General features: G+C 58.9%; 25 protein-coding genes and 1 other annotated feature. Of the genes, 2 read left to right on the top strand and 23 right to left on the bottom strand.

The genetic code is table 11. The features are described 5' to 3' along the window. Positions 1-90: 90 nt before the first annotated feature. The 11 genes from arnF to CKW09_RS11015 all read right to left on the bottom strand — a co-directional run bounded on the left by arnF (position 91) and on the right by CKW09_RS11015 (position 10869). Complete coding sequence (arnF, locus tag CKW09_RS11065) at positions 91-483, bottom strand: 4-amino-4-deoxy-L-arabinose-phosphoundecaprenol flippase subunit ArnF (protein WP_061795494.1); 393 nt, start codon at positions 481-483, stop codon at positions 91-93. Then, positions 480-824, bottom strand: coding sequence for a 4-amino-4-deoxy-L-arabinose-phosphoundecaprenol flippase subunit ArnE (gene arnE / locus CKW09_RS11060; protein ID WP_095097244.1), 345 nt, complete (start codon positions 822-824; stop codon positions 480-482). The genes arnF and arnE overlap by 4 nt, the downstream gene beginning before the upstream one ends. Continuing rightward, positions 821-2485, bottom strand: a complete 1665-nt coding sequence (gene arnT, locus CKW09_RS11055) for a lipid IV(A) 4-amino-4-deoxy-L-arabinosyltransferase (RefSeq protein ID WP_095097241.1) — start codon at positions 2483-2485, stop codon at positions 821-823. The genes arnE and arnT overlap by 4 nt, the downstream gene beginning before the upstream one ends. Further along, entirely contained in the window at positions 2482-3387 is a 906-nt protein-coding gene (gene arnD, locus CKW09_RS11050; protein ID WP_061795491.1) for a 4-deoxy-4-formamido-L-arabinose-phosphoundecaprenol deformylase, read from the bottom strand. Before arnD ends, arnT begins: the two co-directional genes overlap by 4 nt. Further along, complete coding sequence (arnA, locus tag CKW09_RS11045) at positions 3384-5366, bottom strand: bifunctional UDP-4-amino-4-deoxy-L-arabinose formyltransferase/UDP-glucuronic acid oxidase ArnA (protein WP_061795532.1); 1983 nt, start codon at positions 5364-5366, stop codon at positions 3384-3386. Before arnA ends, arnD begins: the two co-directional genes overlap by 4 nt. After that, positions 5366-6376: an undecaprenyl-phosphate 4-deoxy-4-formamido-L-arabinose transferase gene (gene arnC / locus CKW09_RS11040; RefSeq protein WP_370671108.1), complete on the bottom strand. Its 1011-nt coding sequence runs from the start codon at positions 6374-6376 to the stop codon at positions 5366-5368. The genes arnA and arnC overlap by 1 nt, the downstream gene beginning before the upstream one ends. Then, positions 6333-7487 (bottom strand): UDP-4-amino-4-deoxy-L-arabinose aminotransferase, encoded by a 1155-nt coding sequence (gene arnB / locus CKW09_RS11035; RefSeq protein WP_061795489.1) that lies wholly within the window; start codon positions 7485-7487, stop codon positions 6333-6335. Before arnB ends, arnC begins: the two co-directional genes overlap by 44 nt. Before the next feature lie 399 nt (positions 7488-7886). Then, positions 7887-8642 carry a vitamin B12 ABC transporter ATP-binding protein BtuD gene (btuD, locus tag CKW09_RS11030; RefSeq protein WP_061795488.1) on the bottom strand — a complete coding sequence of 252 codons (756 nt, stop codon included), beginning with the start codon at positions 8640-8642 and terminating at the stop codon, positions 7887-7889. Positions 8643-8648: 6 nt separating this feature from the next. After that, entirely contained in the window at positions 8649-9200 is a 552-nt protein-coding gene (locus CKW09_RS11025; protein ID WP_061795487.1) for a glutathione peroxidase, read from the bottom strand. 42 nt (positions 9201-9242) lie between these two features. Next, positions 9243-10250 carry a vitamin B12 ABC transporter permease BtuC gene (gene btuC, locus CKW09_RS11020; RefSeq protein WP_061795486.1) on the bottom strand — a complete coding sequence of 336 codons (1008 nt, stop codon included), beginning with the start codon at positions 10248-10250 and terminating at the stop codon, positions 9243-9245. 175 nt (positions 10251-10425) lie between these two features. Continuing rightward, positions 10426-10869: a DUF2502 domain-containing protein gene (locus CKW09_RS11015; RefSeq protein ID WP_061795485.1), complete on the bottom strand. Its 444-nt coding sequence runs from the start codon at positions 10867-10869 to the stop codon at positions 10426-10428. Between the two features lie 229 nt (positions 10870-11098). On the opposite strand from CKW09_RS11015, the gene CKW09_RS24720 reads away from it, so the two are divergent. Beyond that, positions 11099-11248 carry a hypothetical protein gene (locus CKW09_RS24720; protein WP_165283070.1) on the top strand — a complete coding sequence of 50 codons (150 nt, stop codon included), beginning with the start codon at positions 11099-11101 and terminating at the stop codon, positions 11246-11248. 165 nt (positions 11249-11413) lie between these two features. Here CKW09_RS24720 and ihfA read toward each other — a convergent pair whose 3' ends face one another. From ihfA to CKW09_RS10970, 9 genes are all read right to left on the bottom strand, one after another. Further along, positions 11414-11710, bottom strand: a complete 297-nt coding sequence (gene ihfA, locus CKW09_RS11010; RefSeq protein WP_004943604.1) for an integration host factor subunit alpha — start codon at positions 11708-11710, stop codon at positions 11414-11416. Between the two features lie 4 nt (positions 11711-11714). Continuing rightward, positions 11715-14102 carry a phenylalanine--tRNA ligase subunit beta gene (gene pheT / locus CKW09_RS11005; RefSeq protein WP_095097238.1) on the bottom strand — a complete coding sequence of 796 codons (2388 nt, stop codon included), beginning with the start codon at positions 14100-14102 and terminating at the stop codon, positions 11715-11717. A 14-nt stretch (positions 14103-14116) separates the two neighbouring features. Further along, positions 14117-15100 carry a phenylalanine--tRNA ligase subunit alpha gene (gene pheS, locus CKW09_RS11000; protein WP_095097235.1) on the bottom strand — a complete coding sequence of 328 codons (984 nt, stop codon included), beginning with the start codon at positions 15098-15100 and terminating at the stop codon, positions 14117-14119. A 202-nt stretch (positions 15101-15302) separates the two neighbouring features. Then, positions 15303-15427: a sequence feature (Phe leader region), on the bottom strand. Continuing rightward, a complete protein-coding gene (gene pheM / locus CKW09_RS24790; protein WP_152562850.1) occupies positions 15377-15421 on the bottom strand; it encodes a pheST operon leader peptide PheM in 45 nt (14 codons plus the stop codon). (Overlaps the previous feature by 45 nt.) 111 nt (positions 15428-15538) lie before the next feature. After that, the gene (gene rplT / locus CKW09_RS10990; RefSeq protein ID WP_004931417.1) at positions 15539-15895 is read right to left on the bottom strand and encodes a 50S ribosomal protein L20; all 357 of its coding nucleotides are present in this window, start codon (positions 15893-15895) and stop codon (positions 15539-15541) included. A 43-nt stretch (positions 15896-15938) separates the two neighbouring features. Beyond that, positions 15939-16136, bottom strand: a complete 198-nt coding sequence (rpmI, locus tag CKW09_RS10985; protein ID WP_004931418.1) for a 50S ribosomal protein L35 — start codon at positions 16134-16136, stop codon at positions 15939-15941. Between the two features lie 98 nt (positions 16137-16234). After that, positions 16235-16786 carry a translation initiation factor IF-3 gene (gene infC, locus CKW09_RS10980; RefSeq protein WP_071586675.1) on the bottom strand — a complete coding sequence of 184 codons (552 nt, stop codon included), beginning with the start codon at positions 16784-16786 and terminating at the stop codon, positions 16235-16237. A 3-nt stretch (positions 16787-16789) separates the two neighbouring features. Beyond that, positions 16790-18718, bottom strand: a complete 1929-nt coding sequence (gene thrS, locus CKW09_RS10975) for a threonine--tRNA ligase (protein ID WP_061795482.1) — start codon at positions 18716-18718, stop codon at positions 16790-16792. 224 nt (positions 18719-18942) lie between these two features. Beyond that, positions 18943-19566, bottom strand: a complete 624-nt coding sequence (locus tag CKW09_RS10970) for a hypothetical protein (protein ID WP_061795481.1) — start codon at positions 19564-19566, stop codon at positions 18943-18945. Positions 19567-19787: 221 nt separating this feature from the next. Between CKW09_RS10970 and CKW09_RS10965 the strand changes: the two genes are divergently transcribed. Then, positions 19788-20477: a MarC family NAAT transporter gene (locus tag CKW09_RS10965; protein WP_095097232.1), complete on the top strand. Its 690-nt coding sequence runs from the start codon at positions 19788-19790 to the stop codon at positions 20475-20477. A gap of 122 nt (positions 20478-20599) precedes the next feature. Here the strand turns inward: CKW09_RS10965 and CKW09_RS10960 are convergent, their stop codons facing one another. From CKW09_RS10960 to CKW09_RS10950, 3 genes are all read right to left on the bottom strand, one after another. Continuing rightward, complete coding sequence (locus CKW09_RS10960; RefSeq protein WP_115939799.1) at positions 20600-22207, bottom strand: hypothetical protein; 1608 nt, start codon at positions 22205-22207, stop codon at positions 20600-20602. Positions 22208-22544: 337 nt separating this feature from the next. Next, the gene (locus CKW09_RS10955; RefSeq protein ID WP_061795531.1) at positions 22545-23831 is read right to left on the bottom strand and encodes an SLC5/6 family protein; all 1287 of its coding nucleotides are present in this window, start codon (positions 23829-23831) and stop codon (positions 22545-22547) included. A 260-nt stretch (positions 23832-24091) separates the two neighbouring features. Continuing rightward, the gene (locus CKW09_RS10950; protein WP_095097227.1) at positions 24092-25429 is read right to left on the bottom strand and encodes a c-type cytochrome; all 1338 of its coding nucleotides are present in this window, start codon (positions 25427-25429) and stop codon (positions 24092-24094) included. Positions 25430-25434: the final 5 nt, after the last annotated feature.

Genomic DNA, 25434 nt, shown 5'->3' with positions numbered 1-25434 from the left:
GAGAACGCTGTTTGGCGTTAATTTATCTCCCGCGCGGGGAAAAAGGCAAGCGCCATGCAGGAGATAATAGCATTAACGCCGGTTTTGCCCCTATTTTGGCGTTTTTACTGCGGCTTTGCCGTTAATCAGCCACACGCCAAACAAAATGCACAGCGTACCCAATGATTTCAGCAGGGTGGCGGATTCGTTAAACCAGGGCAAGATCACCGCCGCCAGATACACCAGCGCGTAACTGACGCTCAGCAGCGGGTAAGCGCGGTTAAGCGGCAGATAGCGCAGCGCGCAAAACCAGCACAGCATCGACAGCGCGTAGCCGAAGATGCCGCCGCCGACCGCCAGGAGCGGCAGCCAGTAATCCCCCAGCAACGCGGGGGTGACGTCGGCGAACGACATCAGCGGAATTTGCACCATGCCCCACTTCATCAACAGCTGCGCCAGCGTGACCAGCAGCACGCTGGCCGCGCCCCAGGCATAGCCCCTCACGATTGCACGCTCATCAGCAGGATCCCCAGCATGATTGAGGCGACGCCACACCAATGGCGCGCGGTGGTCGGCTCATTAAACAGCCAGCGCGCCGCCAGCGTCACCAGCACGAAGTTGAGGCTGAGCATCGGATAAGCCAGGCTGAGCGGCAGGCGCTGCAGCACGTTAAGCCATACCGCCATGCCGAGCGCCAGCAGCAGCACCGCCAGCGCCAGCCAACGCAGGGTTACCTTCAACCGCACCGCCGCCGGCAGCCGCCAGCAGCGCGCCGCCTGTTTCTGGCACAGCTGCCCCCCGCAGGTGAGCAGGCTGACCAGGATGATCAGCAGGAAGCCCATCATGGCTGTTGCTGGTACCACACCAGCGCCAGGCGGTTCATCTCAACCACCTTGTCCGCTGCAGGCAGATTTTGCGGCACCCGATCTCCTCGCGACAGCTGCAATACCAATGAAACGTCACCCTGCTTGCGCGCCTGCGCCAGCCACTGCGGGAAGTCGGCGTCGCTGACGAAGCTGCTGCGGGCGTCGACGTAGTCCAGCCCGTAGGCCACTTCGCCCTTCTCGCTGAACATGATCACATCGCTGCGCTTCAGCTCCCAGGCCAATCCGGCCGCCACTCCGGCGCTGTCGGTCAACACAAAGCGGCTGTGCCCCAGTTCGGCCATGTTAACGCGAATAAAGTTCTGCGGCAGCTTGGAATCGATCACCCGCTGCGGAATAGCGTAGCCGATCAGCAAACACAACAGCAGCGGGCAGGCCGCCGCCCAGCGCCAACGTTGCGCCCTGTCGCCCGCGGAGAAAATCGCCAACGCCAACCAGCCGCCGAAAGCGACGAGGCCAATCGCGACTTTCGGCCATTCTGCCGCGGTAAACACCTCCGCCTTCGGCAGCAGGCCGGAACCCAACGCCAGCAGCGCCAGCACGCAGATCAGTCCGAACAGCCCATTCAGCAACGCGTTGACCTTGAAGACCTTGCTGCGCAGCGAAGCGGCGTAGTCTTCCGCATAGGCCGCCATCAGCAACGCCAGCGGCGCCATGCACGGCAAGATATAGGTCGGCAGCTTGCCCTTGGCGACGCTGAAGAAAATCAACGGCATCGCGACCCAGCTGAGCAGGAAAAACAGCTCCGGGCGCTGCGCGCGTTCGCGCCACCCCTTCAGCAGCGCGCCAGGCAGCAGCGCCAGCCAGGGCAATACCGCCGCCATCAGAACCGGAATGTAATACCAGAACGGCGCCTTGTGCTGCGCGTTATCTTCGGCGAAGCGCTGAATATGCTCCACCCAGAAGAAGTAGTTCCAGAAGTCCGGCTCGCGCTGGGCGATGGCTATCGCCCACGGCAGGCTGAGCAACACCGCCACCAGGACAGCCAGCGGGCCGAACAGCAACAGCTCCTTGATGCGCCGCTGCTGGATAACGATCGGGATCACCGAGATCACCGGCACCGCCAGCGCCAGAAACCCCTTGGTCATGAAGCCCATGCCGCAGGCCAGCCCCAGCAACACGTAACCGCCCAGCTTGCCCTTGAGCGTGGTGGCCTGCAGCGTCAGGTAATAGCTGGCCATCGCCGCCGTCAGCCACAGCGCGATCATCGGATCCAGCACGCTGTAGGTGCCGATGCTGAACACCAACACCATCGACAGGAAAATCAGCGCCGACAGGCTGGCGCGCCGCGCATTGCGCCACATCAGCATCGCCAGCGCAAATACCAGCAGCGCGCTGACGCCGGTGCTGAATACCGAACCGAAGCGCACCGCAAAGTTGCCTTCGCCGAACAGCCACTGGCTGATGTTATTGAACCAGTAACCGGCGACCGGCTTTTCAAAATAGCGCAGCCCCAGCAGGTGCGGCACCACCCAGTCGCCGCGCTGCAGCATTTCACGGCTGATCTCGGCATAACGGGTTTCATCCGGCTGCCACAGCAGGCGGCCGTTGAGCGGAATCAAATAAACCAGAGCAAAAAAAACGGCCAGCACAATGGCCCATGATCCTTTTAGCGCCTTCATGAATCGTCCTTCACATCGGTTTGACAACCCAGCCAACCCTCGCGGCCGGGGAAAGGAGCGCGCTCGATGCGGCCCAACGGCAATGACGCCAAATCCTGCGGCAGCAATTCACTCAGCGGGCAGAATTCGATGCCCTGCCGCTGCGCCCGCTGCAATAGCCGTTCAAACATCGCCGCCTGCGACATCCCCTCCACCTCGGTATGAATGGTGTAGACCGGCACGCCGCGATCGTTTTCGATCGCGCGCAGGATGTAGTCGTTGAAATCGGCCATGCTGACCTCGCTGCCGATCACTTCGTCAAAAGTGGGCAGCGTGACGGGAATTTGCACCGTGCCCAGCCGATTGTCGCTCAGCAGCGGCCTGAACGGGTGGGTGCCGCGGCAATCGCTGTTGTAATGAAAGCCGAAGCGCTGCTTCACCTCCAGTACCCGCGTATCGGCCCGCCATCCCGCCGCCGCGGAGCATTTGACCGGCTGGCCGATGCAGGCGCTCAGGGCATCGACGCCCAGTTGAACCTGCCGCGTCAGCTGCGCCTCGGACCAACGGCCGACCTTGGCCTGCCAGCCCTGGTGGTCCCAGGCGTGCAGCCCCACTTCGTGGCCGGCTTCGGCGGTGCGCTTCATCAAAGGCCCCAGCGCGCGCGCAATATTGCGGCCCGGCCAGGCGGTGCCGGCCAACAGGATGTCCCAGCCATACAGCGAAGCGGCGTTCGAGCGCAGCATTTTCCACAGAAATTTCGGACGCAAAAGGCGCCAAAGATGGCGCCCCATATTGTCCGGTCCCACGCTGAAGAAGAAGCTGGCCTGAATGTCGTACTTCTCAAACAGATCCAGCAACTGCGGCACCCCTGCCCGGGTGCCGCTGAAGGTATCTACATCAACCCGCAGACCGACCTTCTTCATGCACCCTTACCTTCCTGAACGGTAGTGCGCAGGAAATAATCCAGCGTATCGGCGACGGTTTGCTTCATCTCGATCGTCGGCTGCCAGCCCAGCAGGCGGCGGGCGTTTTTGATGCTCGGCGTGCGGTGCTCAACGTCCTGATAGCCTTTGCCGTAGTAGCTGCTGCTTTCCACATCCTTGAAGCCGGCGAACGGCGGGAAGCGATCGCGCAGCGGGTGGTCGTTGAAGCTGGCCAGCAGCATTTCGGCCAGTTCGCGGATGCTCGCTTCGTTGGTCGGGTTGCCGATATTGACTATCTGGCCGTCGCACAGGCCGTCGCGGTTTTCGATAATGCGGAACAGCGCCTCAATGCCGTCGTTGATGTCGGTGAAGCAGCGTTTTTGCGCCCCGCCGTCCATCAGCTTGATCGGCGAGCCTTCCACCAGATTGAGGATCAACTGGGTGATGGCGCGCGAGGAGCCGATGCGCGCGGCGTCCAGGTTGTCCAGGCGCGGGCCCATCCAATTGAACGGCCGGAACAGCGTGAACTTCAGCCCCTCTTTGGCGCCGTAGGCCCAGATCACCCGATCCAGCAGCTGCTTGGAAACCGAATAGATCCAACGCTGCTTGTTGATTGGCCCGACGATCAGGCGCGAGTGGTCCTCGTCGAACTCTTTGTCGTCGCACATGCCGTACACTTCGGAGGTGGACGGGAAGATGATGCGCTTGTTGTACTTCACGCAGTCGCGGACGATTTTCAGGTTCTCTTCGAAGTCCAGTTCGAACACCCGCAGCGGGTTGCGGGTGTATTCGATCGGCGTGGCGATCGCCACCAGCGGCAGCACCACGTCGCACTTCTTGATGTGATACTCGATCCACTCGGAGTGGATGCTGATATCCCCTTCCACAAAGTGGAAGCGCGGGTTATCGAGGAAGCGGCTGATGGCGTCGGAACCGATGTCCAGACCGTAAATATCGTAACGGTCGTCCCGCAGCAGGCGCTCGGTCAGGTGGTTGCCGATAAAGCCGTTAACCCCCAGGATCAGCACGCGGGTGCGGCGCTGCAGCACCGCGTTCGGCTTGGCCGCCAGCCGCACGTCGGTGACGATGCCCATTTCCTGCGCCAACCGGCTACCCTGAACGTACAGGCCGCTTTCGTTCTGGCCGGAGACGATTTCCAGCGCCCCTTCGCCGCAGGCGATGACCAACGGAGAGGTGCTCAGCACGGTGCCCGGCAGTTTGTCGTGCCGGACATCCAGCGCGCGGGAACGCCAGACGATCAGCTTGCGCTGGCCAAGGTAGCTGAACGCGCCCGGATAAGGTTCGGTGACCGCGCGCACCAGATTGTTGATCTCGCGGGCGGATTTATGCCACAGGATCTCGCCGTCGGCCGGAGTGCGACGGCCGAAATAGCTGGCCTCGGCTTCGTTTTGCGCGGTGAAGGTCGCCGTGCCGTTTTTCAGCTTCGGCAACGCGTTTTTCAGCAGGCCCTGGGCGGCCTCCAGCACTTTCTTGTGCAGCGTCAGCGCGGTGTCATCCTCGGCGATCGCCACCTTGCGCTGCTCGACAATATCGCCGGCGTCAGGGCGCCTGACCATTTTATGCAGCGTGGCGCCGGTTTCGGTTTCGCCGTTGACCAACGCCCAGTTTATCGGCGCGCGCCCGCGATAATGCGGCAACAGGGAGCCGTGCAGGTTGAATCCGCCCTGCGGCGCCAGCGACAAAATTTCATCGCTCAGCATATTGCGGTAGTAGAAAGAGAAAATGACGTCCGGCTGCAGTTGGCGAATGCGCTCGGCCCACAGCGGGTGATTCACGTCTTCGGGAGCGTAGACCGGCAGATCCAGCTCTGCGCCCAGCCGCGCCACGGAGGAGAAGAAGTTGTTTTCACCAGGATCGTCGGTATGCGTGAACACCGCCTGCACGTCATAACCCGCTTCAGTCAGCGCTTTCAGACCTGCGCAGCCAATATCATGGTAAGCAAATACAATAGCTTTCATCATTCTTCTTCCTGAGTATTGTGGGTCTGCTGTTCGCCGACCACTTTCTGAACAAAATAACGGGGACGAGCGCGCACGTCGGTGTAGATACGGCCGATGTATTCCCCCAGCAGGCCCAGGCCGACAAACTGGGCGCCGATGAAGGTGAACAGCACCGCGAACAGGGTGAACACCCCGCCCGCCGCCCATTCAGGCCCGAGGATCAGACGCAGCGCAATCAGCACCAGCGCCAGTACGAACCCGGAAAGCGCCACCACGCTGCCGACGACGCTGAGCAAGCGCAGCGGCGTGGTGGTCAGGCAGGTAATCAGGTCGTACATCAGGTTGATCAGTTTCATCAGGCTGTATTTGGAATCGCCAAACTCGCGTTCGGCGTGGCGCACATCAATTTCTGTGGTACGTCTGGCGAAGGTGTTCGCCAGGATCGGAATAAAGGTGCTGCGTTCATGACAGTGCAGCATCGCCTCGACGATGTGGCGGCGATAAGCGCGCAGCATGCAGCCGTAGTCCCCCATCGACTTGCCGGTGGCGCGCTGGATCATCATGTTGATCACCCGGGAAGCGCTTTTGCGGAACCAGGAATCCTGGCGGTTGGCGCGTACGGTACCGACCACGTCATAGCCTTCCTCCGCCACGCTGACCAGCCGCGGGATCTCTTCCGGCGGGTTTTGCAGGTCGGCATCCAGCGTGATGACCAGATCGCCGCTCACCTGGTTGAAACCGGCCATGATCGCCGAGTGCTGCCCATAGTTGCGGTTCAACAGCACGGCGATCACGTGGCTGCCCGGCCGTTCCGCGGCGGCGGTCAGCATCTCGGCGGAATCGTCGCTGCTGCCGTCGTCGACCAGGATGATTTCATAGGGTTGAGCCAGCTGTTTGCAAGCGGCGGTGGTGCGTTCAAGCAAGGCAGGCAAACTTTCCTGCTCGTTGTAGACCGGGATCACCACCGACACTTTTTTTATCGGTTCAATGCGAGGCACGTAACGACTCCACGACAGAAGACAAGGCATTGACCACGCGATCGACATCGGCGTCGGTCATATCAGGGAATAAGGGCAAGGTGCACAGACGCGCCGAGTTCCATTCGGTGTTGGGCAGCGACAGTTGCGGATAACGCTCGCGGTAGAATTTCTGGGTATGCGCGGCACGGAAATGCAGACCGGTGCCGATGCCCAGCGCTTTCAGGCGCTCCATCAGCTGGTCGCGGTCGATGCCGCAGCGCTCTGCGTCGACGCGCACCATAAACAGGTGCCAGGCGTGATCGTGCGGATAATCCGGCAGCCCCAGCGGCTGGAACGGCGAGCCTGCGAGCGCGTTCAAATAACGCTGCGCCAGCGCCTGCCGGCGGGCATTCAGCTGCGGCAACCGCGCCAGCTGCACCACGGCTATCGCCGCATGAATATCTGAGAGGTTGTATTTGTAGCCCGGCTCCACCACCTCAGCCTGCGGCCTGCGCCCCAGCTGCTGGCGATCGAAAGCGTCCACCGCCAGGCCGTGAAACTTCAGACAGCGCACGCGCTCCGCCAACGCGTCGTCGTCGGTGGCGATCAGGCCGCCTTCGGCGCAGGTCAGGTTCTTGATCGCGTGAAAAGAGAAAATCGCCGTGCCGCGCGCCCCTACCCATTCGCCGTTGAAACGGGCACCCACCGCATGGGCGGCGTCCTCGATCAGCGGCAGTTGGTGCCGGGCGGCCACCTCGCGCAGCGCATCCATCTGCAGCGGCGCGCCGGCATAGTGCACGGGAACAATGGCTTTGGTTTTTGGCGTAATCGCAGCTTCCACCTCGGCGGCGCTGACCATCAAGGTTTCACGGTCGACGTCGATCATTACCGGCGTGGCACCGAGCAGCACGATCATGTTGAGGGTGGAGACCCAGGTTTGCGAGGGGGTGATGACCTCATCGCCAGGCCCGATGCCCAGCGCCATCAGGGTGATGTGCATGCCGGCGGTAGCGGAACAGACGGCGATGGCGTGCTTGCAGCCGAAGGTAGAACAAAATTCGCTTTCCAGCCGCTGATTCTGCGGCCCGGTGGTGATCCAGCCGGAGCGCAGCACCTTTTCAACCGCCGCGATTTCTTCATCGCCGATCGCCGGGCGAGAGAAAGGTAAAAATTGATCCATAGTTAACCCCAAACGTATCGAACTTCTTTTAACGACACTGTAGAACTCTTTCATTTAACGAATATTAAACGCCAGAGAGAATCGTTCCCGATGGATTAACTGCCAATGTACGGCCGCAAGCTTAACTAAACCTTAAGACGATAGTTATTATCCGTTGGATAATCGGATAGGAGGGAGCCAGCATAATTAATTATAAATTATCAACAAAATCAAATAACTATAAATATTAAAAATTATTTTCTTATTTTGTTTACAGTAAGAAAAGCCTAGCACGCCAGCGACGGTTTTCAAGAAAAAGCGGGAGGAAAGGGATAAAACGGAATAATAGCCGGTCATTATCCGGCTATTTATATCAACTACGTTTAATTTTCGTTTAGGCTGCATTGCGCTGACGCGGCCTTATGCCGTTCGGGTCATGATCCAGCGCTGGTCCCCTACCGCCTGCAGGTGGAAATCCACGTCATAAATCCGTGAAAGCAGCGTCGGCTCCATCACTTCGCCGGTGGGGCCTTCCGCCACCAGCCGGCCGGCATGCAGCAGCCACACGCGATCGGCCTGCTGCAGGGTATGGTTCAGATCGTGGGCGCACACCAGCGCGCTGCGCCCGCTTTGGCAAAACTCCCGCAGCAGGCGATCCAGCGCCACCTTTTGCGCCACGTCCAGGCTGTTGGTCGGCTCGTCCAGCAGCAGCAGTTTGCTGTGCGGATTAACGCTCGGCCACACCTGCAGCAGCACCGCAGCCAGCCGCACCCGCTGCCATTCGCCGCCGGACAGCTGGGTCAGCATGCGCGGCAGTTTGTCCAGCAGCTTGAAGCGCCGGCAAAGATAAAGGATCGCGTGCTCCAGCGCCGCCTCCGCCGCGCCTGCGGGCTGATGCAGCGCCAAATACTGAAACACCGGCATCAGCGCCACCGGCGGCTGCTGTTGGCTCAGGTAGGCCCGATGCAGCGCCAGATCCTTCCCCTGATAGCCGGGCAGCGCTTGCCCGGCCAAGGTTATTTCGCCCACCCCCGGCAGCATGCCCGCCAGGCGCGCCAACAGCGTGCTCTTGCCGGCGCCGTTCGGGCCGATCAGATGCACCTGCACCCCGGCGCCCACCTGCGCCGAAAAAGGCGCCAAACGCCCCGTTACCCCAACCTGAACCAGCTGCAGCATGTCAGATTACCCGGCCAGCGCCTGTTTTACCGCCGCCACCAGCGCCGGATCTTCCGGCGTCGTATCCGGTGAGAAACGCTGGATCACCGTGCCGTCGCGGGCGATCAGGAATTTTTCGAAGTTCCACAGGATATCGCCGGTTTGCTTCGGCGCGCGCCCTTTGCTGGTCATGCGCGCCAGGAACTCGCTGCCCTCCGGCGCCTGCGCATGCGGCTGCGCGGCAACCAACGCCTGATACAGCGGGTGGCGGTTTTCGCCGTTCACCTCAATCTTGGCGAACATCGGGAACTGCACGCCGAAGGTGCCGCGGCAAAACGCCAGGATCTCTTCATTGCTGCCTGGCTCTTGCCCCAGAAACTCGTTGGAAGGGAAACCCAACACTTCAAATCCCTGCGAGCGGTAGGTTTCGTACAGCGCTTCCAGCCCCTCGTACTGTTTGGTCAGGCCGCATTCAGAGGCGACGTTGACCACCAGCAGCACCGAGCCACGGTAGGCTTCCAGCGTGGCGTTTTGATTCTCGATGGTTTGCAACGGCAGGCTATAAATTGACTGGCTCATCAGATCTCATCCTATGGTTTTATTGGCAGGTGAAACGAAAAACTACCTTACGCTTTTTACCCGGATCAGTAACCAGATAAATAGCGGCGCCCCCAGCGTGGCGGTCACCACGCCGATCGGCAACTCGGCCGACAGCAACGTAATGCGCGCGATCACGTCCGCCGCCAGCAGCACCCCGGCGCCGGCCAACGCGCAGCCCGGCAGCAGATAACGTTGGTCGGTCAGCCCGCTGAGGCGCAGCATATGCGGGATCACCAGCCCGACAAAGCCGATCACCCCGGCCAGCGCCACGCTGACGCCGACCAGCCAGCCGATCGCCAGCACCAGCAGGTTGCGCCACAGGTGCAGCGAAAGCCCGAGCTGACGCGCCTGGGTCTCGCCCAGCGCCATAAAATTCAGCGCGCGCCCCTGGCAACACAGCCACAGCAGCACCGGCAGCAGCGCCAGCACCAGCCATTTCTGCCGCCAGTCGACGCCGCCAAAACCGCCCATCATCCAGTACATCAGCTGGCGCAGATCCAGGCTGGAGCTGAAATACACCGCCCAGGTCATCACCGCGCTGCACACGATGCCCAGCGCCACGCCGACCAACAGCAGGCGGGCATTGGTCAAACGCCGCCGGCGGGCAAAGCCGAGCAGCGTAAAGGTCATCAGCAAGGCCCCGGCGATCGCGCTCAGGCTCATCAGCGCCGCCGGCAACAGGCCATTGCCCAACAGCACCGTCAGCACCAGCGCCACCCCCGCGCCGTTCGCCACGCCCAACAGGCCGGGCTCCGCCAACGGGTTCTCAAACAGCGCCTGCATCACCGCTCCGGCCACCGCCAGGCTGGCCCCCACCAGCATCACCGCCAGCGCGCGCGGAAAACGCAGTTGCCAGACAAACAGCTGCGCCCGATCGCTGAACCATTGCGACGGCCAGATCCAATGGTCGCCGGCGCTGAGGCTGAAAACGAAGGCCACGGCCACGCCCAGCGTCAACAGCGACAGATGGCGTTTATCGCGATGGCGCTGACGATGCAGCAATAAGGTAAAGGTCTGGCTGGTAGGCATAGGCGCGGCGATCCCCTGCAGGCCGTGGCAGCGGCCGGATAATTAACGTCTGGGTCGAATATTAGGGGGTTAACGCCGGAAGGGAAAGTATTGCGTACGCAACAGCGCAGGAAAACGGCGGCCGGCCCTGCCCGTCACCGCCAAGTGATGGCAAAACCCGCCGCCGTGCGGTCAATTAACGGCGCGGGCCGTCGTTGTTTTGCGGATAAGGCTGGCCTTTGCCATGGCCGTTGTCGTTCCCCCGGCCGCCATTGCCGCGATCGTTGTCGTTGCCGCGATCGTCACGGCGATGATCATTGTCGCGACGATCGCCATCGCCGTGGAACGGGTTGCCGCCGCGATCCGGCGCCCGATGCTCATAACCGCGCGGTGCGGAGTGCTGCCAGCGGCCGCCGTCCCAATACATGCCGCGCTCGTTGCGCTCCCCGAGGCCGCGCCCCTGGTGAGCGTGCCACCACTGCGGCGGCCGCCAGTCGTAGCCGTCCCAGTAATAGCCGCGCCGGTCTTGGTCGCCCAGATGCAGCGAAACGCCCGGTACGTTGATATCGATAGAGACATCGGCCTGTGCCGCCATCGGCAGCAGCAGCGGTAAACACACCAGCAACAGGATTTTTTTCATTTTGCGCTCTCACTTTATTTTCTCGCTGGAGTGGTTATATCAGCGCGATTATTTGTCGCCTATCTCACCGATGCCTATTTTCAGATCGTTTTCGGCGTCCTTACGCAATCCATACACTCTTTTTTTGCCTGTTAATTATTATGAGCGCTACCACGCTTAATCCATATCTGACGTACCGCAACCGCGCGGCTATTTATCATTAAGCTGACGCCACCAAAGAGGCATTATTATGATTAAACGCATTGGGCCGTTGCTGACCCTGGTGGTGCCGAGCTCAGCGCCTGCTGCTTTGGCCCTCACGGGGGCGGTGGGCACCGCGGCTGCGGACCGGGGCATTATTACCATCATGGCTGAAGCGGAAAATAATCACCTCAATTGAAAAACCATTTAATATAAGAACATTCCGTAATCATCATTCGTTTTATTTCCTTAACGCGAGATCGGCTTCCGCATTTAATCCCGCAGCGGCTAATTAGGAATAAACTGAATTTTTAGCCACCAAAGAAAAAGGCCGCAAAAGCGGCCTTTTTGGGTTTCACGTTGCTTACTCTTTCGGACTGGCGTTCTCCACCCGACTTTTCAGCTTTTGACCTGGACGGAAGGTGACCACGCGGCGCGCCGTAATCGGAATGTCTTCGCCGGTCTTCGGGTTACGCCCCGGACGTTGGTTCTTGTCACGCAGATCAAAGTTGCCAAAACCTGACAGTTTTACCTGTTCGCCGTTCTCAAGAGCCCGACGGACCTCTTCGAAAAACAGTTCCACCAGGTCTTTGGCATCCCGTTTGCTAAGCCCAAGCTTTTCAAACAGGTGTTCTGACATTTCAGCTTTAGTAAGCGCCATAGGTTCAATCCCTCAAGGATGCTTGGAATCGCTGTTTTAAAGCCTCTACGCATTTTGCAACGGTAGCGGCTATCTCCTCTTCTTCCAGTGTACGAGCGGTATCCTGCAATACCAGACTGATAGCCAGGCTCTTATAACCCTCTGCCACGCCCTTGCCACGGTACACATCAAACAAGTTTACGCCAACTACCTGATTTGCGCCAACTTTCTTACACTCTGCCAAAATATCTGCTGCGGCGACGTTTTCAGCCACTACCACAGCGATATCGCGGCGGTTTGCCGGGAAGCGAGAAATCTCCCGCGCCTGAGGCACGGCGCGGCTTGCGACCTTGTTCCACTCCAGTTCGAACACCAGGGTGCGGCCGTTAAGATCCAGTTTACGCTCAAGTTCCGGATGAACCACACCGATGAAACCTACGCGTTCGCCGTGCAAATAAATCGCCGCACTTTGCCCCGGGTGCAATGCCGGATTGGCTTCCGCCCGGAACTGAATTTCGGATAATTTACCGGTCAGTTCGAGAACGGATTCCAGATCCCCTTTTAAATCATAGAAGTCGACCGGCTTGCGCGCCAGATCCCAGTGTTCATCATGCGTATGGCCGGCGATGACGCCCGCCAGCATGACATCCTGACGGATCCCCAGATTCGCCGCAGTATCAGGCACAAAGCGCAGGCCGCTTTCGAACAGGCGCAGGCGGGTTTGCTGGCGGTTCTGGTTATACACCACCGCAGACAGCAGACCGGTCCACAGCGACAGGCGCATGGCCGACATTTCCACCGAAATAGGGCTTGGCAAAATCAGCGCTTCTTCGCCCGGGTGCAGCAACGCCTGCACTTTAGGATCGACAAAGCTGTAGGTGATGGCTTCCTGGAAGCCGTGATCGACCAGCAGGGTTTTCACGCGCTTCAGCGTCAGGTCGGCCTCGCGGTGCTTGGTCATCACCAGATCGGCGCGTACCGGCACGTCGGGAATATTGTTGTAGCCGTAAACGCGCGCCACCTCTTCCACCAGGTCTTCTTCGATTTCCATATCGAAACGCCAGCTCGGCGCGACCGCCAGCCAGTTGTCGCCCTGTACGGTGACCTGGCAACCCAGGCGGCGCAAAATGTCGCTGACCTGCTCGCTCGGCACCACGTGGCCAATCAGGCGATCCAGCTTCTCGCGGCGCAGCTGGATGGTGGCGCGCTTCGGCAGCTCATTTTCATGAGTCACGTCGATCACCGGGCCGGCCTGGCCGCCGCAGATGTCGATCAGCAGGCGCGTCGCGCGTTCCATCGCCTGGTACTGCAGCGCCGGATCCACGCCGCGCTCGTAGCGGTGAGAGGCGTCGGTGTGCAGACCCTGGCGGCGCGCGCGGCCGGTGATCGACAGCGGGCTGAAGAAGGCGCATTCCAGCAATACGTCCTGCGTCTCGTCGTTCACCCCGGAGTGCTCGCCACCGAAGATGCCGCCCATCGCCAACGCTTTTCGATGATCGGCGATCACTAGGGTATCGGCGCTCAGCTTGGCTTCGTTGCCGTCCAGCAGCGTCAGGGTTTCCCCTTCTTCCGCCATGCGCACCACGATGCCGCCTTCGATGCGGTTCAGGTCAAAGGCGTGCATCGGCTGGCCAAGTTCCAGCAGCACGTAGTTGGTGACGTCAACCACCGCATCGATGGAGCGAATGCCGCAGCGACGCAGTTTTTCGCGCATCCACAGCGGGCTGGCGGCTTTGACGTTAATGCCTTTCACCACGCGGCCGAGGTAACGCGGGCACGCCTGCGGCGCGTCGACGCGGATCGGCAGCGTGGCGTCGGTGGTGGCAGCAACCGGGCTCATGTCCGGCGCGGTCAGCGCCACCTGGTTCAGTACGCCCACGTCGCGCGCGACGCCGATAATGCCCAGGCAGTCTGCGCGGTTCGGCGTTACGCTGATTTCGATGGTGTTGTCGTTCAGCTGCAGATAGTCGCGAATATCGCTACCGATAGGCGCATCCTGCGGCAGCTCGATAATGCCGTCGTGATCGTCGGAAATACCCAGCTCGGAGAACGAGCACAGCATGCCTTCGGAAGGCTCGCCGCGCAGCTTGGCCGCCTTGATTTTAAAGTCGCCCGGCAGTACCGCGCCCACGGTCGCCACCGCCACTTTCAGGCCGGCGCGGCAGTTAGGCGCGCCGCAGACGATGTCCAGCAGGCGGTCGCCGCCGACGTTGACCTTGGTCACGCGCAGTTTGTCGGCGTTCGGGTGCTGGCCGCACTCGACCACTTCGCCCACCACCACGCCGTTAAAGGCGCCGGCGACCGGCTCCACGCCGTCCACTTCCAGGCCGGCCATGGTGATTTGATCGGATAATGCTTCGCTGCCGATGGCCGGGTTTACCCACTCGCGCAACCAGAGTTCACTGAATTTCATGTGATATTCCCGCCTTACTTAAACTGTTTGAGGAAACGCAGATCGTTTTCGAAGAACGCGCGCAGGTCAGTGACGCCGTAACGCAGCATCGTCAGGCGCTCCATGCCCATGCCGAAAGCAAAGCCGGAGTAGATTTCCGGGTCGATGCCAACGTTGCGCAGAACGTTCGGGTGAACCATGCCGCAGCCCAGAACTTCCAGCCACTTGCCGTTTTTACCCATGACGTCCACTTCTGCCGAAGGCTCGGTAAACGGGAAGTAAGACGGGCGGAAGCGAACCTGCAAATCTTCTTCAAAGAAGTTGTTCAGGAAATCGTGCAGCGTGCCCTTCAGGTTGGTGAAGCTGATGTCTTTATCGACGATCAGGCCTTCCATCTGGTGGAACATCGGGGTGTGAGTCTGATCGTAGTCGTTGCGATAGACGCGGCCCGGCGCAATGATGCGGATCGGCGGCTGCTGGTTCTTCATGGTGCGGATCTGCACGCCTGAGGTCTGGGTGCGCAGCAGGCGCGTGGCGTCGAACCAGAAGGTATCGTGATCGGCGCGCGCCGGGTGGTGCCCGGGGATATTCAGCGCGTCGAAGTTATGATAATCGTCTTCGATTTCCGGGCCGGTCGCCACGGAGAAGCCCAGCTCGCCGAAGAAGGTTTCGATGCGATCGATGGTGCGGGTCACCGGATGCAGCCCACCGTTTTCCATACGGCGGCCCGGCAGAGACACGTCGATGGTCTCGGCAGCCAGGCGTTCGTTCAGCGCTGCGGTTTCCAGCGCGTTTTTACGCGCGTTCAGCGCATCCTGCACCGCCTGCTTCGCCTGGTTGATCACCGCGCCGGCCGCCGGGCGATCTTCCGCCGGCACGTCACGCAGAGACTGCATCTGCAAGGTGAAATGACCTTTCTTGCCTAAATATTCGACGCGTACCAAATCCAACGCGGCAACATCCTGGGCATCTTCTACGGCTGCCTTGGCATTGGCAACCAGCTCTGCGAGATGTGGCATTGCTTTCCTCTTCCTTTGGCCGATATGGCCCTAAGTAATGACTGATAATTTATGTTATCTGGCCTAAATCATACCCACAGGATTTCAAGCTACAGCCAGGCGGCAAGTGGGCGAATCCCCGGGAGCTTAGATAGCTAAGTGACCGGGGTGAACACACGCGGCCAACGCCGCTGTAGTTTGAAAGACAAAGGGTATGACCAAAAACAAAAAAGCCTCCACAGGGGAGGCTTAGGCGCTACTTTTCGTTTCTTTTCTTACGCGCAAAGCCTCCTGAAATCAGGCGCTAAAGTAAAAAAAGAAACGAAAAATAGCAGCGTACATGGTTGCGTTACCTTGTCGATGATTGTCTACCAGTGATATAGCGGCAGGCAATAAAAGTCAATATTGGTGGCTGAAAACAAAGATTAAAAGAGGGAGCAAGCTCCCTCTTCCACTGACTTACGCCAGAGCTGCTTTCGCTTTCTCGACCAGTGCGCCGAAGGCCACTTTGTCGAAGACTGCGATGTCAGCCAGGATCTTACGGTCAATTTCAATAGAGGCTTTTTTCAGGCCGTTAATGAATTTGCTGTAAGACAGACCGTTCTGACGAGCAGCTGCGTTGATACGTGCAATCCACAGCTGACGGAACTGACGCTTACGTTGACGACGGTCACGGTAAGCATACTGGCCTGCTTTGATTACTGCCTGGAAGGCAACACGATATACGCGCGAACGGGCACCGTAGTAGCCTTTCGCCTGCTTCATAATTTTCTTGTGACGTGCGCGTGCAATTACACCACGTTTTACGCGAGCCATATGCTCTCTCCTAAAGTCTTATTCTAGATTCAAAAAAAATGGCTTATGCGTACGGCAGGCACGCGGTAACCAGGACCAGATCGTTTTTAGACACCATGCCTTTCGGACGCAGGTGACGTTTACGCTTGGTTGCTTTTTTGGTCAGAATATGACGCAGGTTAGCATGTTTACGCTTAAAACCACCGCTGCCGGTTTTTTTGAAGCGTTTGGCTGCACCACGTACAGTTTTAATCTTTGGCATTTTAATTAAATCCACTTCGCATTGTTAAACAACGAATCAGTTGGGCGAATAAAACCCACACAACGCAGGCGCTGCGCGGGTTCGATTACTTGGAAGCCTTACTGTTTCTTCTTCGGTGCGAGCACCATGATCATCTGACGGCCTTCGATCTTCGTAGGGAAGGATTCGACAACGGCCAGATCAGAATCTTCGCACAGGTCTTTACGGACGCGGTTAAGCACTTCCATACCGATCTGTTGGTGCGCCATTTCACGCCCGCGGAAACGCAGGGTGATTTTGGCTTTATCGCCATCTTCCAGAAAGCGAATCAGGTTGCGTAGTTTGACCTGATAGTCGCCATCATCGGTGCCAGGACGGAATTTGATTTCCTTGACCTGAATAACCTTTTGCTTCTTCTTCTGTTCTTTGGTCGACTTGCTCTTCTCGTAGAGGAATTTGCCGTAATCCATGATTCGGCAAACTGGCGGTTCGGCATTTGGGCTGATTTCTACTAAATCAACACCCGCTTCCTCAGCTTTTTCAAGAGCTTCATTCAGACTGACAATACCAATCTGCTCGCCATCGACGCCGGTTAGGCGAACTTCTTGCGCGCGAATTTCTCTGTTAATGCGATTAGGACGCGCCGGTTGAACTCGTTTTCCGCCTTTAATACTTTATTCCTCCAGTTGATGAAGACTACGGCTGCGGATCTCTTTCAGCAGCTTGTCTACGACTTCGTTTACGTCCAGGCTTCCCAGGTCTTTGCCACGGCGGGTACGAACGGCAACTTTGCCTGCTTCGACCTCTTTATCACCGCACACCAACATGTAAGGGACTCGACGTAAAGTATGTTCGCGAATTTTAAAGCCAATCTTCTCATTTCTCAAGTCCGCTTTGACGCGAATACCTGCATCCTGCAATTTTTTGGTCAATTGCTGGACGTAATCAGACTGGCTGTCGGTGATATTCATCACCACCACCTGCACCGGAGCAATCCAGGTCGGGTAGAACCCGGCGTATTCTTCGGTAAGGATACCGATGAAACGTTCCATGGAGCCCAAAATGGCGCGGTGAATCATTACCGGCACTACGCGATCGTTGTTTTCGCCAACATACGACGCGCCTAAACGGCCCGGCAAGAAGAAATCGAGCTGCACGGTACCACATTGCCATGCGCGATCCAAACAATCATGCAGGGTAAATTCAATTTTTGGTCCGTAGAAGGCGCCCTCACCCGGCTGATATTCAAACGGAATACCGTTTTCAGTCAGCGCGGCGGCCAGGTCCTCTTCCGCACGAGTCCACATATCGTCAGTGCCGATGCGCTTCTCAGGGCGGGTAGACAGCTTCACCGCAATCTTGTCGAAGCCGAAGGTGCCATACACATCATAGACCATGCGGATGCATTCGTTCACTTCGGCGCGCACCTGCTCTTCGGTACAGAAGATGTGGGCGTCGTCCTGAGTGAAGCCGCGCACGCGCATCAAACCGTGCAGGGAACCCGATGGCTCGTTGCGGTGGCAGCTGCCGAATTCGCCCATGCGCAGCGGCAAATCACGGTACGACTTCAGGCCCTGATTGAAGATCTGCACGTGGCCCGGGCAGTTCATCGGCTTGATGCAGTACTCGCGGTTTTCCGACGAGGTGGTGAACATGGCGTCTTTGTAGTTTTCCCAGTGGCCGGTTTTTTCCCACAGCACCCGGTCCATCATGAACGGCCCTTTCACTTCCTGGTACTGGTACTCTTTGAGCTTCATGCGCACAAAGGCTTCCAGCTCGCGGAAAATGGTCCAGCCGTCGTTGTGCCAGAACACCATGCCCGGCGCTTCTTCCTGCATATGGTACAGGTCGAGCTGCTTGCCGATCTTGCGGTGGTCGCGCTTGGCCGCTTCTTCCAGACGCTGCAGATAGGCGTTCAGCTGCTTCTTGTCTGCCCAGGCGGTGCCGTAGATGCGCTGCAGCATTTTATTTTTGCTGTCGCCGCGCCAGTAAGCGCCGGAGGTTTTCTGCAGCTTGAAATGATGGCAGAAACGCATGTTCGGCACGTGCGGGCCGCGGCACATGTCGACGTATTCTTCGTGGTGATACAGGCCAGGACGGTCGTCATGGCTGATGTTCTCATCCAGGATCGCCACCTTGTAGCTTTCGCCACGCGCGGCGAAGGTGTCGCGGGCTTCTTGCCAGCTGACCTTCTTCTTGATGACGTCGTAATCCTTGTCGGCCAACTCATGCATCCGCTTTTCCAGCAGATCCAGGTCTTCCTGCGTCAGGGTGCGGTCGATGTCGACGTCGTAGTAGAAACCGTTGTCGATCACCGGGCCGATGGCCATTTTGGTGTCCGGCCACAGCTGTTTGATGGCGTGCCCCAACAGGTGCGCGCAAGAGTGGCGCATGATTTCCAGGCCTTCGGCGTCTTTGATGGTCACGATCGCCAACTGCGCATCGGATTCAATCAGATCGCCGGCGTCGACCAGCTCGCCGTTGACGCGCCCGGCAATGCAGGCTTTCGCCAGGCCAGGGCCGATGTCGCGGGCAACGTCCAGAGGGGATACGGGGCTTTCGAAATGACGCTGACTTCCGTCAGGAAGAGTAATAACGGGCATTAATAATTCCTTATCTACAGTGGTGACCCACACGACAGATCACATGCAGTACGAAAATTGATTTTGGATTTAGTCAGTTAGGTTTCGGATCTCGCCCACAATTGCCAGATTGATACCTAACTTGGTACACAGAATGGAAAGCATACCTTCGCGGCCGTATTCGGCTAAGTGAATAGTATCACTAAAATTGTTCCGGATAAATAAACCGCCGCCTCGCCCGCGCTTCAGGGTTTGGCCGCATCGGCGCCGGCCGGGCTCTTCATATAGTCCAGCGTCGCCACCAGGCAGAAAGCATATCCCATCAGCTCGCAGCCCTCCTCCACCATGTTTTTCACCACCCGGTTGTAGCCCTCCAGCATCAGTTCCTGCCACAGCGCGTTCATGCCGAACAGCCGCGAGAACACCAGAATGCACAGCAGGCCGGCGCACATCATGCCGTAGCCGGGATGGGTCGTAAAATACACCAGGCCGCGCAGCGTGGCGGCCCGATGGCGCACGCCATACGCCAGGCAGGCCAGGGTCACCGCCAGGGCGAACCACACCCAGGCGCCATGCCACAGCAGGTCGAAGGCGAAATCCATCTCGCGGATCAGCATGCAGAGAAAAAAGCCGCCGACCAGCACCCATGCCGGCCGGTAAGCGACGTCTCGGCAGGCGGCGATAAAGAAGCTGGCCGAGATGGTAGCCAGCATCAGCTCCTGCGCAATCTCGGTCAGCGAGGTTTCATAGACGAAGTTATGCAGCCAGTGAACGTCGATAAAGATCAGGCCCGCCAGCGCCGCCAGAAACGCGCTGCAGAGCAGAAAACGACGAACTTTCCCCAGTAAAATAGACAGATCATGTTTCATGGCAAGACTCATTATTATTTAAAGCGCGCCCATGGTAGCGTCCCGGTCACGGCGGTCGTGGCAATTGGTGCGCAATAGCCGCGCTTCACCCTGCCCCCCGGTGAAAACGCCATAAATAACAAAAGCCCCGCCACCGCGGCGTTGCCGACGCCGGCGAGGCAGGCTACTCTTTGCTTTGCCGTCGCACGGCGGCTCACACTTTGCACAGGGAATCTGATGACATGACGAGTATTCTGCAGTTATTCCAGGCCATCGGACTGGGTTTGGTGCTGCTGCTGCCGCTGGCCAACCCGCTCACGACGGTGGCGTTGCTGCTCGGGCTGTCGGGCAACATGACGCGCGAAGAACGCAATCAGCAGTCGTTGATGGCGTCGGTCTACGTGTTCTTCATCATGACGGTGGCGTTCTACGCCGGTCAGGTGGTCATGAACACCTTCGGCATTTCCATTCCCGGCCTGCGCATCGCCGGCGGGCTGATCGTCGCCTTTATCGGCTTCCGCATGCTGTTCCCGCAGCAGAGCGCGGACGAGGCGCCGGAGGTGGAAAGCAAAACCCATGAGCTGCGCCAAAAAACCTCGACCAATATCGCCTTCGTGCCCTTGGCGATGCCCAGCACCGCCGGGCCGGGGACCATTGCGATGATCATCAGCTCCGCGTCGAGCGTCAAAGAAAACACGCTGGGATTCGCCCACTGGGTGCTGCTGGTGGCGCCGGTGGCGATCTTTCTGGCGGTGGCGGTGATCCTGTGGGTCTGCCTGCGCAGTTCCGGCGCCATCATGCGCCTGGTGGGCAAAAGCGGCATCGAGGCTATCTCGCGGCTGATGGGCTTCCTGCTGGTCTGCATGGGGGTGCAGTTCATTATCAACGGCGTGCTGGAGATTATCTCCACCTACGCGCCGGGCGCCGCCTGAGCAGAAAAAGGCCGATTGTGCCTCAATCCGGCACCTTCTCTTGCTCCATGCAGGGGAAAATCATCTTACCCTTCGCTAGCCACTGCCGGGTCACTCCCGGCAGTGGCGTCGGGTTGAAAAATTTACTTGCGATTAAACACCAGGCCGAGCTTCATGCTCGGCTGGGCATTTTGCTGCGCTCGCAGAGTAAAACCGCTCGCGTAAAACGTGGGGAAATCAGGTAAAGTACCGACCAGTTCTATCCCGGTGTTGCTGACATGCACCGAAAAACTTCCGCCGATGCCATTCAGGCCATTTGGCCCGGAACACACGACCTCCCACACTTCTTTTACGCCGCTGCTCACACCATCACCTGCATAGCTGAAGGTTTTGATTGTTGTCATGGTGCCCGAAGCCAGCGTAGGGGACAGTTGATCACCGTAGATGCGACGCCCGCCATTGGTTAACCCCCCCGGCAGCGTCAAGGTCTGGTTAACCGTGTTAAATCTCAGCAAATTCACATTGCGATACTTATCGCTGAAGGTCATTTCACTGCCGGTGTTATTCACGAACAGACCGTTCAACATATTGGAGTTAATGTCAAATGAGTTATGCCATTTGAAAAACGACGTGTGTTGCATCCCGCCAACGATACGCGAGCAATAGCCAAACTGCGCTTCTCCCTTGCCGAAGCTGGCGCCCTGGAAACCATGGATAACATCAAAATAGGCCTGCTTCGCCGTAGGGGTGGTAATTGAAACAATGGTGTAAGTTACGCCGTCAATCACCAGGCTGCTGCCCTGGGTATATGCCGATTTTCCGCCGGTGGTTTCCTGCGCTTCGGCGACCAGCACATAGAATTTACCTGCCGGCTGGCTGTAATAATCTACCACCTCGCAAGACACCGCTCCGCTGACGGCCTGCATACCGCGCACATCAGTGCCCGGCAACGCATTCACTTCCAGCTGAGTCAGGTATTTACCGCAAAAATCAATGTCGGTGCCATAAATCTGGAAATACTGTGCCCCATCGAATAATTGAATTCCCCCGTATTTGAAGTTGGTTATAAAGCCAACGCTAATCTTGGCGCCTTCACAAATATAGGCGCCCGCCCGCTTGATTCGAATGCCAAATACCCCCACATCCCAGTAATTCCCGGTGATGCGGTTCGACGCCGAGGTTGATGCATCGGAATCGGTACACTGGAATACGCCAACGGCATTTTTCACACTGCCGGCGTGGAAATGCGACCCTCCGGCGCCAACACGCTGCAGCTTAAATAGCGTGGCTTTATCCGCGCCGTGAAAATAACCGACGCGAATGCTCAAGCCCACCTGACTGCCGCCGTTGGTCCCCAATAAAATGGCCGCAGTGGCTTTTTTCCAGTCCGTGTAATCAGGGAACCCCGTCAAAGCCACTAGCCCCGCCAGGTTAAGTTCAAGGCCTTTAGCAAAATTATCGATCTTGATGGAGCCGGAAATGCCGTAAATACCCTTGCCGTAAACACGGGGAGTATCGTGCTGCCGCGCCGCTTCAATGGCCTGATAAATAGCTGCGGTATCATCCGCGACACCGTCACCGACAGCGCCAAACATTTCCGGGGTAATAAACCCCATCGCTTCGGTCAGCGTGCCGCCTTGCGGCGTTGCCACCAAATCGGCACCTTTTCCTGTCGCTACCGTGGCCAAGTCCGTACGCAAAGTGGCGTCATCCGCCAGCGTAGAAACAGCATTCTGTTGAGATAGTGTCATGTTGTCCTCCAAGGGTGATCACCGGGTTTCAAGATGAGGCTGTCCTCAGCTCAATATCCACGTTACACACTGCGCTTACGGACTTACAGCGAACACGGCGCGCTGATACGCCACACAACGCGCCGTTGCCGCCGCCAGAGCGACACTGGTCGCCAGGAAAAATCAGGACAGCGATATTGAAAATAATGACGCTGTCGCCGCAAGGAGGTTGATGATTTCAGCAAAAGGCACGGCAAGTTTTCCGCCGGATCGGTTTGCTTAAACCGACCCGGCCCAGCCATTCAAGACGGCCGTTAAACGCGGGGGAAGGCACCTCAGGACAATGTGCCGAAAAGTTTCACACCAGGCCGTAAATCAGCGCCGACAGCGCAATCAGCCCCATCACCAGCACGAACGCGTTGCTCAGCGCCCGATAGCGGCGCATCGCCGGCACCGCGCGCACCGCATACATCGGCAGGATAAACAGGATCGCCGCAATCAACGGCCCGCTGATGGTCTCGATGATATGCAAGGCGCTGGGGTTCCACACCGTCGCCGCCCAGGTCAGCAGGAACAGCGCCACCGCAGAGATGCGGTGAGTCACCCGCGAGCTCAGCGGCTTGCCGACCGCGCGCGTCAGTCCGTCGATCAGGCTGGTCGCCCCTTCGGTCACGCCCAGCGAGGTGCCGAGGAAGGATTTGGCCATCGCCAGCATCGCCATCACCGGCCCGAGATAGGCAATCAGCGGATTGGAAAACTTGTTGGCCAGCGTCGTCAGCACGGTGATGTTTTGATCTTTCGCCTGCTGCATTTCCTCATGCGACAGGCTCAGTACGCAGCTGAAGACGAAAAACAGCACGGTGACGCAGATCAGCAGATAGCTGTAGCGCATGATGCGCGCGCAGCGGCGCTCTGCCAGCTCGCCATACAGGCTTTTTTGCGTGGAGGCGAAAGACGAGATGATCGGCGCATGGCTGAAGGAAAACACCATCACCGGCACCGCCAACCACAGCGAATGCCACAGCGCCGGGCTGTCGAACCGGGTATTGGCCAGGCCGCTGGCGAAGTTGGCGGTATTCCAGGTCGGCATCAGGTACAGCGAGATGCCCATCAGGAACACCAGCAGCGGGAACACCAGCATGCCCATCGCCGCCACGATGCTGTCCTTGCCGCGCAGCAGCACCAGATTTAACACCGTCACCACCGCCAGGCTCAGCCAGATGCGCGGCAACGGCGTCAGGTGGAACTGATGGATCAGGAAGCTGTCCAGCGCGTTAGTGATCGAAATGCTGTACACCAGCACGATCGGGAAAAACGCCATCAGGTACAGCACCATGATGATCTTGCCGGCCAGCACGCCGAAGTGTTCGACCACCACGTCGTGGATGTTGCCGTCGCGGCTCGAACCGGAAAGCACGAAGCGGCTCAGCGCCCGGTGCGGCAAATAGGTCAGCGGGAAAGCGAACAGCGCCATCAGCAACAGCACCAGCGGGCCGTTCAGGCCGGCGTTGATCGGCAGGAACAAGGTGCCTGCACCCACCGCGGTGGCGTAGAGGCCGAACATCCAGACGGTGTCGGTCTTGTTCCATTTATTGGCCTGCTGAGCGGTCGCCAGCCGGCCTGAATCGGGAGAAATCGTACTCATGAGACAGTCTACCTTAATCTGCAGCGACAACGATTGCGCTTAACGGGATATCCTTCTCCGCGAGTTTTTTAATATTAATCAGATGATTAAAGCAATATTTCATACTTTTGCCTGACGAAAGGACGGCAAAGAATAATGAAAAATGCCGCCCGGGTCTATGTTTTGTCGGCTGACTGGGTGATTTGCGAGCAGAAAATGCTGTCAAAACCGGCTGAAGGCCGCAAAAACGGAGGGCCTCTTGCGAGGCCCTCAACAGGAGGTTACTTGTTGGCGTCCGGGTGATCCGGCACCGCGGCGCTGCCCATTTCGCGCTCGTCGCGGATCATCGAGCGGTCTTTACGCACGTCGGCCACGTCGGAGGCGCTCACCGGTTTGGCACTGTTGCCCCAGCTGGAGCGGATGAAGTTCACCACATCCGCCACCTGCTGATCGTTCAGCCGCCAGCCGAACGGCGGCATGGTGATGTTGGATACCGCCCCTTTCACCGCCGGCGTGGTGTTGCCGGTCAGCACGATGTGGATCAGCGAAGTGGCGTCTTCGGTTTGCACCACCGGATTGCCCTTCAGCGCCGGGAAGGCGCGTTTGTAGCCCACGCCGTCGGTGCGGTGGCAGGCCGCGCAGTTATCGACGTACAGCGCCGCGCCCGGCTTGCTGTCGTTGCCGCGCCACAGGTCTTTGGCGACGCTGTCTTCCACCGGCGCCGCCTGCGGCTGGCCGCCTTTTGGCGGCAGCGATTTCAGGTAGCGCGAGATCGCCGTCAGATCTTCATCGCTCAGGTACTGCAGGCTGTGCTCCACCACGTCGCTCATGCCGCCGAACACGATCGACTTGTCGTTGCGGCCGGTTTTCAGGAACTCGGTCAGTTCGGCTTCGCTCCAGCTTCCCAACCCGTCTTGGCGATCGCTGCGCAGGCTCGACGCCACCCAGCCGTCGATCGGCGCATTGCTGCCGGACAGATAGTCGTCGCCGTCGTTATTGCTCAGCGCCTTCTCCTGCATGGTGATGCTGCGCGGCGTGTGGCAAGCGCCGCAGTGGCCCAGGCCTTCGACCAGATAACGGCCGCGTTCGATTACCGGGTCGGCCGTGGCGTCAGCCACAAAATCCGCCGGCGTCGGGGCAAAAATGCCGCGCCAGATGCTCAGCGGCCAGCGCATCGACAGCGGCCAGGGGATATCGGAGTCCTGGTTGGCCTGCTCCACCGGCGGCACGCCGTGCATGAAATAGGCGTACATGGCGCGCATGTCGTCCTCTTTCACCAGCGCGAACGACGGATACGGCATCGCCGGGTACAGGGTACTGCCGTTTTTGGCCACCCCTTTGCGCACCGCGTTGTCGAAATCTTCGAAGCTGTAATCGCCGATGCCGGTTTTCTTGTCCGGCGTGATGTTGGTGGAGTAAATGGTGCCGATCGGCGTTTCCATCGCCAGACCGCCGGCGAAGGTCTTACCGCTCTTGCCGTTGGTGTGGCAGGCCACGCAGTCGCCGGCGCGCGCCAGATACTCGCCGCGCTTGATCAGCTCGCTGCTGACCGTCGCGTCCTGCGCCCACGCGGAAAAACTCAGTGCACTGAGAACCAGTGCCGGTACAAATGCTTTCATCGCTC

It is taken from the genome of Serratia ficaria (assembly GCF_900187015.1).
Taxonomy (GTDB): domain Bacteria; phylum Pseudomonadota; class Gammaproteobacteria; order Enterobacterales; family Enterobacteriaceae; genus Serratia; species Serratia ficaria.
The sequence above is the reverse complement of the archived record's forward strand: the minus strand, read 5'-3'. Positions and strand labels throughout refer to the sequence as shown.

Excerpts from the sequence above, each read along its gene's own strand:
- arnE (WP_095097244.1), bottom strand. The coding sequence starts at position 824 with ATGATGGGCTTCCTGCTGATCATCCTGGTCAGCCTGCTCACCTGCGGG.
- arnT (WP_095097241.1), bottom strand. The coding sequence starts at position 2,485 with ATGAAGGCGCTAAAAGGATCATGGGCCATTGTGCTGGCCGTTTTTTTT.
- arnD (WP_061795491.1), bottom strand. The coding sequence starts at position 3,387 with ATGAAGAAGGTCGGTCTGCGGGTTGATGTAGATACCTTCAGCGGCACC.
- arnA (WP_061795532.1), bottom strand. The coding sequence starts at position 5,366 with ATGAAAGCTATTGTATTTGCTTACCATGATATTGGCTGCGCAGGTCTG.
- arnC (WP_370671108.1), bottom strand. The coding sequence starts at position 6,376 with ATGCCTTGTCTTCTGTCGTGGAGTCGTTACGTGCCTCGCATTGAACCG.
- arnB (WP_061795489.1), bottom strand. The coding sequence starts at position 7,487 with ATGGATCAATTTTTACCTTTCTCTCGCCCGGCGATCGGCGATGAAGAA.
- btuD (WP_061795488.1), bottom strand. The coding sequence starts at position 8,642 with ATGCTGCAGCTGGTTCAGGTTGGGGTAACGGGGCGTTTGGCGCCTTTT.
- CKW09_RS11025 (WP_061795487.1), bottom strand. The coding sequence starts at position 9,200 with ATGAGCCAGTCAATTTATAGCCTGCCGTTGCAAACCATCGAGAATCAA.
- btuC (WP_061795486.1), bottom strand. The coding sequence starts at position 10,250 with ATGCCTACCAGCCAGACCTTTACCTTATTGCTGCATCGTCAGCGCCAT.
- CKW09_RS11015 (WP_061795485.1), bottom strand. The coding sequence starts at position 10,869 with ATGAAAAAAATCCTGTTGCTGGTGTGTTTACCGCTGCTGCTGCCGATG.
- CKW09_RS24720 (WP_165283070.1), top strand. The coding sequence starts at position 11,099 with ATGATTAAACGCATTGGGCCGTTGCTGACCCTGGTGGTGCCGAGCTCA.
- ihfA (WP_004943604.1), bottom strand. The coding sequence starts at position 11,710 with ATGGCGCTTACTAAAGCTGAAATGTCAGAACACCTGTTTGAAAAGCTT.
- pheT (WP_095097238.1), bottom strand. The coding sequence starts at position 14,102 with ATGAAATTCAGTGAACTCTGGTTGCGCGAGTGGGTAAACCCGGCCATC.
- pheS (WP_095097235.1), bottom strand. The coding sequence starts at position 15,100 with ATGCCACATCTCGCAGAGCTGGTTGCCAATGCCAAGGCAGCCGTAGAA.
- rplT (WP_004931417.1), bottom strand. The coding sequence starts at position 15,895 with ATGGCTCGCGTAAAACGTGGTGTAATTGCACGCGCACGTCACAAGAAA.
- rpmI (WP_004931418.1), bottom strand. The coding sequence starts at position 16,136 with ATGCCAAAGATTAAAACTGTACGTGGTGCAGCCAAACGCTTCAAAAAA.
- thrS (WP_061795482.1), bottom strand. The coding sequence starts at position 18,718 with ATGCCCGTTATTACTCTTCCTGACGGAAGTCAGCGTCATTTCGAAAGC.
- CKW09_RS10970 (WP_061795481.1), bottom strand. The coding sequence starts at position 19,566 with ATGAAACATGATCTGTCTATTTTACTGGGGAAAGTTCGTCGTTTTCTG.
- CKW09_RS10965 (WP_095097232.1), top strand. The coding sequence starts at position 19,788 with ATGACGAGTATTCTGCAGTTATTCCAGGCCATCGGACTGGGTTTGGTG.
- CKW09_RS10960 (WP_115939799.1), bottom strand. The coding sequence starts at position 22,207 with ATGACACTATCTCAACAGAATGCTGTTTCTACGCTGGCGGATGACGCC.
- CKW09_RS10955 (WP_061795531.1), bottom strand. The coding sequence starts at position 23,831 with ATGAGTACGATTTCTCCCGATTCAGGCCGGCTGGCGACCGCTCAGCAG.
- CKW09_RS10950 (WP_095097227.1), bottom strand. The coding sequence starts at position 25,429 with ATGAAAGCATTTGTACCGGCACTGGTTCTCAGTGCACTGAGTTTTTCC.